The following is a 12954-nucleotide window of genomic DNA, read 5'->3' on the forward strand; positions in this document are numbered from 1 at the left end:
CGGACATGCAAGCAGAAAGTCTCGTTATGTGTCCACAAGCCGTACCCGCGCGATCGCGTCCAGTGAGCACGGATCGGCGGCGTTGGTCCTGGTGAGGGCAGTGGACTAGGCCATTCGGTGCAATTTTGCAAGTTGCACGATGCGACACTCCGCACACGGCCGCTCATAACGCGGACGTGAAGGGCTCACACAACGGATTCCGGAGCCCACCCCGGTCGTCGGCGCATTGGCCACCCCGGCGCTCCGGTCCGCGCGGTGACCGCCCGGCCGACGTCGAGGCGGCCGTCCGGTTCGTCCGGATTTTGCGTAGCCCGCACTTTTTTGCGGGGCACGCAACTTTTTCGCTACACTCCGCCCATGCCGTCGCACGACCCACCCAAGCTGACCCTGCGGGAGCGCAAGAAGCGCGAAGCCCGCCGGGCCCTGGCCCAGGCCGCGCTGCGGCTCGCCCTGGATCGGGGACTGGAGAACGTCAAGGTGGAGGACATCGCGACCGAGGTCGGGGTGTCCCCGCGGACATTCAACAACTACTTCTCCAGCAAGGAGCAAGCGGTCTGCTCGATGGTCGTCGACCGCCACGAGGGGATGCACGAGGCGCTGCTCGGGCGGCCCGAGGGCGAGCCGCTGTGGGAGGCCGTCAAGCAGGCCGTGGTCGAGCAATATTCACGTGAGGGCGAGCCGGATCGCGCGTATGTTGTGCGTCTCCGGGAGCTGATGGGGCAGCTGATGCTGCGCGGGGAGTTCCTCAACGCCCACGCGGCGGTCGAGCGCGTCCTCGCCGAGACCATCGCGAAGCGGGCGGGCGGCGCGGACCTCCTGTTGTGCCGGCTGATGGCCTCGTCGGTGGAAAGCGCGGTCCGGGTCGCCTTCGTCCACTGGTTCATGAGCGAGGGCGAACCGTTCCTGCCGACCCTGGAACGGCTGCTGGACGAGCTCGCCACCGGCATGCCGGCCCTGACCGGCGCCGGCACCGCACCGAATCCCGAACCGAACACCACCACACTGGGGGAACCGTTGTGCTAGTCAAGCTCCTGCGCGCCTACCTGCGCCCGTACAAGAAGACGTTGTGGGTGATCGTCGTCCTCCAGCTGGTGCAGACGATCGCCATGCTCTACCTGCCCACGCTCAACGCCGACATCGTCGACAACGGGCTGATCAAGGGCGACGTGGACTACATCCTGGGCATCGGCGGCGTGATGCTCGCGGTGACCCTGGCCCAGATCGCCGGCTCGATCGGCGCGGTCTACTTCGGCGCCCGCACCGCGATGGCGGTCGGCCGGGACATCCGCGGCGGGATCTTCCACCAGGTGCAGGACTTCTCGGCCCGTGAGGTCGGCCAGTTCGGCACGCCGTCGCTGATCACCCGCACCACCAACGACGTCCAGCAGGTCCAGATGCTGGTGCTGATGACGCTGACGCTGATGGTGTCCGCGCCGATCATGTGCATCGGCGGCATCGTGCTGGCGCTCAACCTCGACGTGCCGCTCTCCTCGCTGCTGCTGGTCATCGTGCCGGTGCTGGCCGTCTCGGTCGGGCTGATCATCGCCCGGATGCGCCCGGCGTTCCGGCTGATGCAGGTCCGCCTCGACCGGATCAACAAGGTGCTGCGCGAGCAGATCATGGGCATCCGCGTCATCCGCGCGTTCGTCCGCGACTCCCACGAGCGCGCGCGGTTCGACGTCGCCAACGACGAGCTGCTGACCGTCTCGCTGCGGGTCGGCCGGCTGATGGCCCTGATGTTCCCGATCGTGATGCTGGTGATGAACGCCTCCAGCGTCGCGGTGCTGTGGTTCGGCGGGCAGCGCATCGACTCCGGCAGCATGCAGATCGGGGCCCTGACGGCGTTCCTGTCCTACCTGCTGCAGATCCTGATGGCGGTCATGATGGCCACCTTCATGTTCATGATGGTGCCGCGCGCGGAGGTCAGCGCCGAGCGGATCAGCGAGGTGCTCGACACCGAGTCCAGCGTCCGCCCGCCGGTGACGCCGATCCGGCCCGGGAAGGTGCACGGGCACCTGGAGCTGTCCGGGGTCGAGTTCCGCTACCCCGGCGCGGAAAAGCCGGTGCTGTGCGACATTTCGCTGGTCGGGCGGCCGGGTGAGACCACAGCGGTGATCGGCTCCACGGGTACCGGCAAGACCACGCTGCTCAACCTGATCCCCCGGCTGATGGACGCCACCCAGGGCACGGTGAAGGTCGACGGCGTCGACGTCCGCGACCTCGACCCGGCCCTGCTCGCCCGCACGGTCGGGCTGGTGCCGCAGAAGCCGTACCTGTTCGCCGGCACGGTGGCGAGCAACCTGCGTTACGGCAACCCCGACGCCACCGACGAAGAGCTGTGGCACGCGCTGGAAGTGGCGCAGGGCAAGGACTTCGTCGCGGCGATGGCCGAGGGCCTCGACGCGCCGATCGCCCAGGGCGGCACGAACGTCTCGGGCGGGCAGCGGCAGCGGATCGCGATCGCCCGGATGCTGGTGCACAAGCCGGAGATCTACCTGTTCGACGACTCGTTCTCCGCGCTCGACTACGCGACCGACGCGGCCCTGCGTCGCGCGCTGGTCCCGGAGGTCGCCGAGGCCACCGTGGTCATCGTCGCCCAGCGGGTCAGCACGATCCGCGGCGCCGACCGGATCATCGTCCTCGACGAGGGCCGCGTCGTCGGCACCGGCACCCACCACGAACTCATGGACGGCAACGAGACCTACCGGGAGATCGTGCTGTCCCAGCTGACCGAACAGGAAGCGGCATGAGTACCACGGAAGAGTCGGCCAAACCCGCCGTCACCGAGGCCGGGGAACGGCCCACCGCCGAGCGGCACCGCAACACCGGCGCCGCGACCGCGGGGCCGGGACGCATGATGGCCGGCGGCGCGCCGCCGGAGAAGGCCCTGGACTTCAAGGGGTCGCTGAAACGGCTGCTGCGCCTGCTGGCGCCGCAGCGGGCCGCCCTCATCGGCGTGCTCGTGCTGGGCGCGGCGAGCGTCGCGCTGACCGTGATCGGGCCGAAGATCCTCGGCCAGGCCACCGACGCGATCCTCGCCGGCGTGCTCGGCAAGGCGGTGCCCCCGGGCGTCACCAAGGAACAGGTCGTCGCCGGGCTGCGCGCTCAGGGCAACGGCACGCTCGCCGACATCTACGGCCGCGTCGACCTCGTGCCCGGGGTGGGGATCGACTTCGACAAGGTCGGCCAGATCCTGCTGACCGTGCTGGCGCTGTTCGTCATCGCGTCGTTCTTCGGGCTGATCCAGGCCCGGCTGACCACGACGCTGGTGCAGCACGCGGTGTACCGCCTGCGCGAGCAGGTCGAGGAGAAGTTCGCGCGGCTGCCGCTGAAGTACTTCGACCGCCAGCCGCGCGGTGAGGTGCTGTCGCGGGTCACCAACGACATCGACAACCTGGCGCAGTCGCTGCAGCAGACGCTGTCCCAGATCGTCTCGTCGCTGCTGACCGTGATCGGCGTGCTGATCATGATGTTCCTGATCTCGCCGCTGCTCGCGCTGATCGCGTTGATCACGGTGCCGCTGTCGGCGGTCGTGGCGGGCAAGGTCGGGAAGCGGGCCCAGCCCAACTTCATCAAGCAGTGGGCGACCACCGGCAAGCTCAACGCGCACGTCGAGGAGATGTACACCGGCCACTCGCTGGTCAAGGTGTTCGGCAGGCGCGACGAGTCCGCGGCGATCTTCGACCAGCAGAACGAGACGCTGTACCAGGCGAGCTTCCGGGCGCAGTTCATCTCGGGGATGATCCAGCCGGCGATGATGTTCATCGGCAACCTGAGCTACGTGCTGGTCGCCGTGATCGGCGCGCTGCGCGTCGCGTCCGGCAGCCTGACGCTCGGCGAGGTGCAGGCGTTCATCCAGTACTCGCGCCAGTTCAGCCAGCCGGTGACGCAGATCGCCAGCATGGCGAACCTGCTGCAGTCCGGCGTCGCCTCGGCCGAGCGGGTGTTCGCGCTGCTCGACGCCGAGGAGCAGGGCCCGGAGCCGGCGAACCCGGAACGCCCGGACGTCGTGCGCGGCCGCGTCGAGTTCCAGGACGTCTCGTTCCGGTACCTGCCGGAGAAGCCGCTCATCGACGACCTGTCGCTGACGGTCGAACCCGGCCAGACGGTGGCGATCGTCGGCCCGACCGGCGCCGGCAAGACGACGCTGGTCAACCTGCTCATGCGGTTCTACGAGCTCGACAGCGGGCGGATCACGCTCGACGGCGTCGACATCGCGAAGATGAACCGCGAAGTGCTGCGCGACCAGACCGGCATGGTGCTGCAGGACGCCTGGCTCTTCGGCGGCACGATCGCGGAGAACATCGCCTACGGCGCGGACGACCCGACCCGCGAGGAGGTCATCGAGGCGGCGACGGCGACCTACGTCGACCGGTTCGTGCGCACCCTGCCGGACGGCTACGAGACGATCCTCGACGACGAGGGCGGCACGGTCAGCGCGGGCGAGAAGCAGCTGATCACGGTGGCGCGGGCGTTCCTGGCCAAGCCGGTCATCCTCATCCTCGACGAGGCGACCAGCTCGGTCGACACCCGCACCGAGGTGCTCATCCAGCGGGCGATGAACGAGCTGCGCTCCGGCCGCACCAGCTTCGTCATCGCGCACCGGCTCTCCACGATCCGCGACGCCGACGTCATCCTGGTGATGGAGCACGGGCAGATCGTCGAGCACGGTGACCACGAAACGCTCCTGGGCAGCGGTGGCGCCTACGCCCGGCTGTACGCGGCGCAGTTCGCCGAGGCCATGGCCGAGACGGAGTGACGCGCGTGCCCTCCCGGAGCCGGCGCGCTCCGGGAGGGCACGACCGGAGGCGGGACCCGGTGTGGCGGACGGTAACCTGGTGCCCTCCGAGCGAAGTGGGGGTGCCGGTCCCGCGATGGCCGACCGACTCGACGAGTACCGGCGCAAGCGCGACCGTTCCCGGACGCCCGAGCCGTGGCCGGACGGCGCCCCGGAGCCGGGCGGCGACGACCTGTTCGTGATCCAGGAGCACCACGCCAGCCGCCTGCACTGGGACTTCCGGCTGGAGCGCGACGGCGTGCTCGTGTCGTGGGCGGTGCCGAAGGGCCTGCCGCTCTCCCCCGGCGTCAACCGGCTCGCGGTGCACACCGAAGACCACCCGATGGACTACCTCTCCTTCGAGGGCGAGATCCCGGCGGGCGAGTACGGCGGCGGCTGGATGGCGATCTGGGACACCGGCCGCTACGAGACGCTGCACTGGAACAACCACAAGGTCGAGGTCGTCTTCCACGGCGCGCGGGCGAGCGGCAAGTACCTGTTCCAGAACCGCCACAACCCGGACGACGAGGGCGACTGGACCCTGCGCCGCCTCGACCCGGCCGAGGACGGCCACGAGGACGCCCCCGAGTTCCTGGAGCCGATGACGGCGGTCCCGGGCGAGCTGCCCGAGCCCGAAGACGACGCGGACTGGGCGTACGAGTTCGCCTGGGGCGGCGACCGCACGATGCTCTGCGTGTCGGGCGGGCGCATCACCGCGCACGACGGTTCCGGCGCCGACGTCACCGGCCGGTACCCGGAGCTGCACAAGCTGGGCGAGAGCCTGGGTTCGACGGAAGTCCTGCTGGACGGCGAGATCGTGGTCGTCCGCGACGGCCGCCCGGACCCCGAAGGCTTGAAGGAACGCAGTCGCTTCGAAGGCTACGACGCGAAGCGGATCATGAAGCACAAGCCGGCGTTCTTCTTCGCCTACGACGTGCTGCACCACGACGGCCGGTCGACGCTCGACCTGCCCTACGTCGAGCGCCGGTCGCTGCTCTCGGACCTCGGGCTCTCGGGTGGCACGTGGCAGGTGCCCCAGTACTTCCAGGGCAACGGCGAGGCCGTCCTGGGCGCGGCGCGCGAGCACGGGCTGGGCGGCATCTACGCCAAGCGCGCGGACAGCGAGTACGCCCCCGGCGAGGCGGACGGGACCTGGCGCCACATCGGGACGTGACCGCGACCTACAGCTTTTCCAGCAGCTTCAACGCCTTGACCGGCGACGCCGCGTGGTCGGCCATCCCGGCCCAGGGATCCCCCTTGCGCGCCAAGCGGTCCTTGATGCGCTTGGGCGTCCAGCCGGCCGGCTCCGCCTTGCCCAGCTCGCGCCAGTCGATCGGGGTGGCGACGCCGGCCGAGGGCCGGGCCCGCAGGGAGTAGGGCGCCACGAACGTCGACGTGTAGCCGTTGCGCAGGATGTCGAGGTACACGCGGTCGCCGCGCTGGGCCTTCCGCACCGCCGTGGTCAGCCGGTCGGGGTCGAGCCGCACCAGCACCTCGGCGGCCGCCTTCGCCAGTTCGCGGACCTCGTCGTAGGTCCCGCTGGGCTCGATCGGCGCGACGACGTGGAACCCGCGCCCGCCGGTGGCCTGCAGGTACGCGGTGAGCCCGGCGGCCTCGTACACCTTCTTGACCAGCCGTGCGATGGCGCGCAGGTCGGCGACGGTGACGTCGCCGGGCGGGTCGATGTCGATCAGCACCGTGTCCGGGTGCTCCAGATCGTCCACAGTGGACGACCAGACGTGGAACTCGATCGCGGCCTGGTTGGCCAGGTAGACCAGCGTCTCAGGGTCGTCGCAGATGACGTGCCGGACGTCGCTCGTCGCACGCTGCGGGATGGCCTCGACGCGGATCCAGGAGGGCAGCTTCGGGCTGGCTTCCTTCTGGTACCAGGTCTGGCCGGCGATGCCGTTCGGGTAGCGGCGCAGGGTGAGCGGCCGCCCGCGCAGGTGCGGCACCATCACCTCGGCGACGGTCCGGTAGTGCGCGACCACGTCGCCCTTGGTCAGCCCGGCCTCGGGGTAGAAGATCTTGTCCGGGTTCGACGTGGTGATCTCGTCGGGGTCCACCGGGCCTCCCTCGGCCGGTCGGCGGCGGGCGGTCCACCCGCGCGTTCCGGCGTCGAGCCTGCCCTTCGGGGCCGGGACCGTCCACTCGGAGCATGCTCAGACCCGGGTCAGCGCCACTCCGGCCAGCACCGCGACCACGGCGGCGACGACGTTGCCGACGATCGCGGCCGCCGACGGCCAGGTCACCCACGTCGGCCGCAGCGCCACGAGCGAGATCCCGGCCCACACGCCCAGCACCGGGACGACCCAGGTCAGCCGGCGCACCCGCGGCGTCGCCGTGCGGGCGATCGCCAGGGCCACCAGGACCAGCCCGGTGACGGTGTTGCTCAGGGCCAGCACCCCGGCCCCGCCGAAGTGGGCGAGCCACGGCGCCAGGACCAGGTACACCCCGGCCAGCAGCACGACTCCCGCGGCCACGCCCGGCGCGGGGGCGATGCGATGCGACGTCATCAGGCACCTCCTTCCGGAGAGGTACCCGGGCGTCGCACCCGGTAACCGTGCCCGGCCGGGACCTGCCCGCAGCCCTCAGCACGGGCAGGCGCCGGCCGGGAAAGTTCAGCAGCCGCAGGTGTAGTACGTGATGTCCCAGTGGTTGCCTTCGTCGCAGTAGAGGTTGCCGGAGCCGGCTTTCCACTGCGGGTAGCCGTCGCCGCGGAGGCCGTCGTAGCTGAAGGTGTTCTTGATGTAGCTGTCGATGCAGCTGTTGTGCGCGATGTCCACCTTGTAGCCGTTGTAGTGGCTGTAGGTGCCCGACGCGTGCCCGACCTCGGTGCCGCCGGTGATGTTGACGGCGCAGCCGCTCGCCCGCTTCAGCGTGATCACGCCGGTGACCGTGGTCTGGTTGATCTGCTCGTAGGACGTGCAGGTCGAGTTCGACCTGGTGGTGCAGCCGCCGCTGGACGAGTGGGTCACCCCGGCCGCGGACAGCTGTGACGCGGCCGCCGACTGGCTGAGCTTGGTGACCTCGACCGCCGCCGAAGCGGTCCCGATGGTGGCGAACACCACCGCGGCCGAAGCGGTCAGCCCCACCGCCGCCCGCACGAGCATCCGTTGTCCCGACATGACTTGCCTCCTCGGTACGTCGTTCCGACGGCGGCAGCCAAAAGGTCCCGACCATAACTTCGCCAAACGCGGGCGGGCGCGCGGCGGGCGCGGGCGGGTCAGGTCCTGATCTTCGTCAAGACTTCACGAGTTCGCTCCCGCTCCGGTGACGTGCTGGTGACGGCGTTGAGCTCGTGCAGCGCGCGCAGCTCCCACAGCGGGAAACCGAGGTCGCGGAACACGTCGGCCGAGGTCCGCAGCAGCCGGACCGCCTGCGGCCCGGCGTCGTCGGCGGCCTGGGTCCGGCCGAGGCTGAGCAGGGCGTACCCGGCGCCGCGGCGGTCGCGCAGCTCGCGGAACACGCCCATCGCCAGCCGCAGGTGCCGCCGCGAGCCGGCGGCGTCACCGGCCCGGCGGCGGGCGTCGGCCAGGCTGCGGTGGGTGTAGGCGGCGGCGTGCCGGTGCCCGATCTGCTCGAACAGGTCCAGCGAGCGCGTCAGGCAGCGTTCGCCGTCGGCCAGCTCCCCCGCCTCGGCGTGCAGGTCGCCCAGGCTGCGCAGGACGTGCGCCTCCCAGTGCCGCTCGCGGGTGCGGACGGCGCCGCCGAGGGCCCCGGTGAGCAGGTCGGCCGCCTGGTCGCTGCCGCCGTGGCGGCGCAGGACGTCGGCGTAGCGCTTCGCGGCCTGGTCGTGCCAGCGCCCGTCGCCGCACTCGCGGGCGAGCAGCATGCTCACCTCGAAGCTCTCGACCGCGCCCCGGACGTCGCCGACGTCCTCGGCCAGCGAGCCCAGCTGCGCCGCCGCGGCCGCCTGACCGCGGCGGTCGCCGCAGTCGCGCAGCAGGCCGAGGGCCTCCCGCAGCTCCGTCTCCGCGGCCCGGGCGTTGCCGTTGTCGAGGTGGACGTCGGCGAGCGCGGCCAGCACCGCGGCGGTGCCGCTCGGGTCGTCGAGCACCCGGAAGCGGTTCTCGGCCATCACGAAGTAGGTGCGCGCCTGCCGCCACCGGCCCTGCTGCCAGTGCACGGAACCCAGGGTGAAGAGCTTTTCGGCCTCCGCGTGCGGGTCCTTGCGCCGTCGCGCCGCGGCCAGCCCGAGCACCGACACGGCGCGGGCGGAGTGGTCGAGCCACGGCGTGGCCGCCAGGTCGGTGCAGGCGTCGGCGAGCCCGCCGGTCAGCTCGTGCCAGCCGTGCGCGCCGGCCAGCCGGACGGCAGCGGCGATGTGGCCGGACTCCTCGCCCGCCCAGCCCGCCGGGTCGGCCGTGACGCGGCGCGCCGTCGCCGGATCCGGCTTCGCCCCACCGGGTGCCGGCCGGCCGCGGGCCCGCTCGGCGAGCGTCAGCGTCACCTCGCACGCGCGGCGCAACGCGACCTGGTCGGTCTCCGGCGGGGTGCCCTCGGCCAGCACGAGCCGGACGAACGGCGCCACCGCCCAGCGGGCGCCGGCCGGGACCAGCAGGTGCCCGGCGGCCAGCGCGTCGAGCCGGTCGCGCGCCTCGCCGATCGGCTTGTCCAGCAACGCGGCCACGCACCAGTCCGGGACGGGACCGTCGAAGGCGTTCAGCAGCCGCAGGAGGTACCGGTCGGCCGCGGGCCGCTCCCGCAGGGCCGCCGTCACGGCCGTCCGGACACTCAGGTCCCCGACGGTCAGCTCGTCGAGGCGCCGGCGGTCGTCGGCCAGCCGCGCGGCGAGCTCCGCGACGCGCTGCCGCGGCCGGCCGGCGAGCTTGGCACCGGCGATCCGGACGGCGAGGGCCAGGCCCGCGCAGTGGCCGAGAAGCCGTTGGGTCGCTTCGGGTTCCCCGTGCAGCCGCGGCTCCCCTGCGATCGCCGCGAGCAGCGTCCGAGCGTCCAGTGTGGACAGTCCGGCGACCGGGACCGCGTGGGCCCCGCACAACCCGGGCAGCGCCCGGCGCGACGTCACGACGGTGGCGCAGCCCGGCCCGCTCGGCAACAGGGCCCGGACCTGGGCCTCCGACGCGGCGTCCTCGAGCAGCACCAGCAGCCGCCGGTCGGCGGTGTAGCACCGCCAGAGCCCGGGCAGCCCCGCCCGGTCGGCCAGCTCCGCCGGCGTCGCGCCGAGCAGGCGCAGGAACCCGGTCAGCACGGTCGCCGGGTCGGCCGGGCCGCCGAGCGAGGCGACCAGCTGCCCGTCGGGGAAGCGGCGGCGGGCCCGCCAGGCGGCCTGGACGGCGAGCGCGGACTTCCCGGCGCCGGCCGCGCCGTGCAGCACCACCGGGGCCGGCCCGCGCAGAGCCCGGGCGACGTCGGCGAGTTCGGCGGTCCGGCCGGTGAAGTCGGGCACGGCGGGCGGCAGCTGCGCGGGCGGCCCCGGCGTCGTCCACTCGGTGCCGGCGATCCGGCGGTAGACGTCGACGAGGTCCGCGCTCGGCCAGACACCGGCCTCTTCCCAGAGCGCGCGGCGCGTCCGCCGGAGCACCTCCAGGGCCGACTCGCGGCGGCCGACGGCGCCGAGCGCGTCCGCGAGCCGCCCGGCGAAGCGTTCGTCGGCGGGCCGGGCCGCGACGACCGGATCCAGGCGTTCGACCACGGCCCCGCCGTCGCCGTCGGCGAGTTCCAGCTCGACCAGCTGCAGCAGGGCCGCCGAGCGCCGGTCCTCCAGCCACAGCTTGTGGGCCTCCAGCAGCGGGCCGCCGGCGACGTCGGCGAAGGCGTCACCCCGCCAGCACGCCAGCGCCCGTTCGAGCGCGCGGCGGCGCTGCGCCCGGTCGTCCGCGCCCGCGGCCAGCAGCGTCAGGAAGTCGTCGGCGTCCAGCTCGCCGGGCTCGACGACCAGCGCGTAGCCGCGCGGACCCGAGCGCAGGCGCTGCCCGGCCTCGGCGGCGCCGAGGCCGGGTGAGAGCGTCTTGCGCAGCTTGGACACGGTGACCTGGACGATCGCCGCGGCGCTCGACGGCGCGCCGTCCGGCCACAGCTCGTCGACCAGCGTGTCGCGGCCGACGTACTGGCCGGCCCGCGCGAGGAGCACGGCGAGCAGCCGCCGGGGCTGGGCCGCCGAAGGCAGCGGGACGGCGGCCGTCAGAGGGCCGAGGACCTGGAACCGCACGGCTTAACACCCCACCCGCGAGATCACCTGATCGAGCGAGCTGACCCTAGCCGTCCGGGGCCATCCGGGAAGACCACTCACCCGGATGGCCGACGCCGTTCGCCTCAGGCGTGCGCGAGCAGCCGTTCCAGGAGCCGCGGGTGCTCGGCGAGGCCTTCGCGCAGCGTGTGCTCGCGAAGCGGCTTCAGGTCGCCGTAGGGCGGGTTGTCCCAGTCCAGCGCCCCCTGCGGCGGCTCCGGGTCGTACTCGATGCCGAACTGGACGGTCTTCGCGACCTCGCGCCCGGCCAGCCGTTCCACCAGGTGCAGGGCGAGGTCGATACCGGCCGACACACCCGCCGCGGTGATCACGTCGCCGTCTTCGACCCACCGCTGCGCGACCGGCGTCGCGCCCAGACCGGGCAGCAGGTCGCGGAACATCCAGTGCGTCGTCGCCCGCTTCCCCTCCAGCAGCCCCGCCGCGCCGAGGACGAGCGAGCCGGTGCAGACCGACGTCATCAGCTCCGCTCCGGCGGCCGCGGTGCGCAACCAGGCCAGCAGCTGCTCGTCGGCCATCGCGTGAATCGTCGGCACGCCGCCGCCGGGCACCAGCACCGCGAACGGCGCCGGCACCTCGTCGAACGTGTGGCTGGGCGCGATCCGCAGCGGGGTGTCCGTGGCGACGGGCTCCGTGGTGGCGCCGACGGCCACCGTCCGGTAGGTGGGGTCGAGCTGGGCCAGCGCGCTCAGCACCTGCAGCGGGCCCACCAGGTCCAGCGGCGTCAGCCCCGGGTAGACGACGAAAGCGAGGGTCTTCTGCTCATCGGTCATGACCCCCACCCTGGCGGGGACGCCGTCCTGCCGGAGTCGTGATGTCCGGAATCCTGCGAACCGCGTCCGAGCGCCAGCCGGGGTGCTAGCGTCCGACCATGCCAGGGTCACCCAGACGGGTCGTGATCGTCGGTTTTCCCGACGCCGAACTGCTGGACATCGCCTGCCCCGCCGATGTGTTCGACGCCGCCAACCGGCTCGGCGCCCGGCCACCGTACGAAATCCGCCTGGCCAACCTCGACGGCCAGGCCATCCACACCGCCTCCGGCCTGATCCTGCAGCCGCACCTGCGGCTCGACCAGGTCGCCGCGGACCTGGACACCCTCGTCGTCGCCGGCGGCTGGGGCAGCACGGCCGCCGCGGCCGACGAGCGCGTGCTAGCCCACATCCGGCGGCTCGCCCGGACGAGCCGCCGCGTCGCGTCGGTGTGCACCGGCGCCGAGGTGCTCGCCGCGGCCGGGCTGCTCAACGGCCGGCGCGCGACCACGCACTGGCGGTACGCCGCGAAGCTGGCCGCGGACTACCCGAGCGTGACGGTCGACCCGGTGCCGCTGTACGTCCGCCACGGCAACGTCTACACCGCGGCCGGCGTCACCAGCGGACTGGACCTGACGCTGTCGCTGGTGGAGGCCGACCACGGCCCGACGCTGGCCCGCGAAGCCGCCCGCGCGCTGGTGACGTACCTGCAGCGGCCGGGCAACCAGGCGCAGGTGAGCCTGTTCCTGGCCGGGCCGCCGCCGGAGCACCGCGAGGTCCGCGACCTCACGGCGTACATCGCCGAGCACCTCGACGACGACCTCGGCACCCCGGCCCTGGCCGCCCGCGCCGGGATCAGCACCCGCCAGCTGACCCGTCTCTTCGACGCCCACCTGGGCACCACCCCCGGCCGTTACGTCCGCACCATCCGCACCGAGCACGCCGCGCGCCTGCTGTCGGGCACGGACCTCCCGCTGGCCACGATCGCCCGCCGCTGCGGCTTCGGCTCGACGGAAACCCTGCGGCAGGCCTTCCTGGACCACTTCGACACCCCACCGTCGGCGTACCGCCGGGTCCACGTCCGCCAGGCCTACAGCTAACGCCGGCGGACCCTCCAGACACGTGAGTTGTCCGCCTGTGTACGTGTGTCGACCCTTCAATCACGCGAGTCGGCTCCGGATCGCGCGGGCCGGGGCGGTCGGCGGCCGTGATCGAAGGGT

10 protein-coding genes are annotated in these 12954 nt (G+C 72.5%); 5 read left to right on the forward strand and 5 right to left on the reverse strand.

The features are described from left to right. Window positions 1-357 precede the first annotated feature (357 nt). The 4 genes from MUY22_RS39215 (at window position 358) to MUY22_RS39230 (ending at window position 5951) form a co-directional block, all read left to right on the forward strand. On the forward strand, window positions 358-1023 hold the full coding sequence (locus tag MUY22_RS39215; protein ID WP_247052235.1) for a TetR/AcrR family transcriptional regulator: 666 nt from the start codon (window positions 358-360) through the stop codon (window positions 1021-1023). After that, complete coding sequence (locus MUY22_RS39220) at window positions 1017-2750, forward strand: ABC transporter ATP-binding protein (protein ID WP_247052236.1); 1734 nt, start codon at window positions 1017-1019, stop codon at window positions 2748-2750. Before MUY22_RS39215 ends, MUY22_RS39220 begins: the two co-directional genes overlap by 7 nt. Continuing rightward, on the forward strand, window positions 2747-4759 hold the full coding sequence (locus MUY22_RS39225; protein WP_305879335.1) for an ABC transporter ATP-binding protein: 2013 nt from the start codon (window positions 2747-2749) through the stop codon (window positions 4757-4759). The genes MUY22_RS39220 and MUY22_RS39225 overlap by 4 nt, the downstream gene beginning before the upstream one ends. 115 nt (window positions 4760-4874) lie before the next feature. Then, window positions 4875-5951 carry a DNA polymerase ligase N-terminal domain-containing protein gene (locus MUY22_RS39230; RefSeq protein ID WP_247052237.1) on the forward strand — a complete coding sequence of 359 codons (1077 nt, stop codon included), beginning with the start codon at window positions 4875-4877 and terminating at the stop codon, window positions 5949-5951. Window positions 5952-5958: 7 nt separating this feature from the next. Here MUY22_RS39230 and ligD read toward each other — a convergent pair whose 3' ends face one another. The 5 genes from ligD to MUY22_RS39255 form a co-directional block, all read right to left on the reverse strand. After that, window positions 5959-6843 carry a non-homologous end-joining DNA ligase gene (gene ligD / locus MUY22_RS39235; protein WP_247052238.1) on the reverse strand — a complete coding sequence of 295 codons (885 nt, stop codon included), beginning with the start codon at window positions 6841-6843 and terminating at the stop codon, window positions 5959-5961. Between the two features lie 96 nt (window positions 6844-6939). Then, the gene (locus MUY22_RS39240; RefSeq protein WP_247052239.1) at window positions 6940-7293 is read right to left on the reverse strand and encodes an SPW repeat protein; all 354 of its coding nucleotides are present in this window, start codon (window positions 7291-7293) and stop codon (window positions 6940-6942) included. Between the two features lie 105 nt (window positions 7294-7398). Then, a complete protein-coding gene (locus MUY22_RS39245; RefSeq protein WP_247052240.1) occupies window positions 7399-7905 on the reverse strand; it encodes a hypothetical protein in 507 nt (168 codons plus the stop codon). 98 nt (window positions 7906-8003) lie between these two features. Continuing rightward, on the reverse strand, window positions 8004-10949 hold the full coding sequence (locus MUY22_RS39250; RefSeq protein WP_247052241.1) for an AfsR/SARP family transcriptional regulator: 2946 nt from the start codon (window positions 10947-10949) through the stop codon (window positions 8004-8006). A 104-nt stretch (window positions 10950-11053) separates the two neighbouring features. After that, window positions 11054-11758 (reverse strand): DJ-1/PfpI family protein, encoded by a 705-nt coding sequence (locus tag MUY22_RS39255; RefSeq protein ID WP_247052242.1) that lies wholly within the window; start codon window positions 11756-11758, stop codon window positions 11054-11056. A 98-nt stretch (window positions 11759-11856) separates the two neighbouring features. On the opposite strand from MUY22_RS39255, the gene MUY22_RS39260 reads away from it, so the two are divergent. After that, window positions 11857-12834, forward strand: coding sequence for a GlxA family transcriptional regulator (locus tag MUY22_RS39260; protein WP_247052243.1), 978 nt, complete (start codon window positions 11857-11859; stop codon window positions 12832-12834). The last annotated feature ends 120 nt before the right edge of the window (window positions 12835-12954 follow it).

This window comes from Amycolatopsis sp. WQ 127309, from assembly GCF_023023025.1.
GTDB lineage: Bacteria > Actinomycetota > Actinomycetes > Mycobacteriales > Pseudonocardiaceae > Amycolatopsis.

Bases quoted from the DNA above. Each gene is read 5' to 3' on its own strand.
- MUY22_RS39215 (WP_247052235.1), top strand. From the start codon at position 358: ATGCCGTCGCACGACCCACCCAAGCTGACCCTGCGGGAGCGCAAGAAG.
- MUY22_RS39230 (WP_247052237.1), top strand. From the start codon at position 4,875: ATGGCCGACCGACTCGACGAGTACCGGCGCAAGCGCGACCGTTCCCGG.
- MUY22_RS39240 (WP_247052239.1), bottom strand. From the start codon at position 7,293: ATGACGTCGCATCGCATCGCCCCCGCGCCGGGCGTGGCCGCGGGAGTC.
- MUY22_RS39245 (WP_247052240.1), bottom strand. From the start codon at position 7,905: ATGTCGGGACAACGGATGCTCGTGCGGGCGGCGGTGGGGCTGACCGCT.
- MUY22_RS39260 (WP_247052243.1), top strand. From the start codon at position 11,857: ATGCCAGGGTCACCCAGACGGGTCGTGATCGTCGGTTTTCCCGACGCC.
- MUY22_RS39225 (WP_305879335.1), top strand. From the start codon at position 2,747: ATGAGTACCACGGAAGAGTCGGCCAAACCCGCCGTCACCGAGGCCGGG.
- MUY22_RS39255 (WP_247052242.1), bottom strand. From the start codon at position 11,758: ATGACCGATGAGCAGAAGACCCTCGCTTTCGTCGTCTACCCGGGGCTG.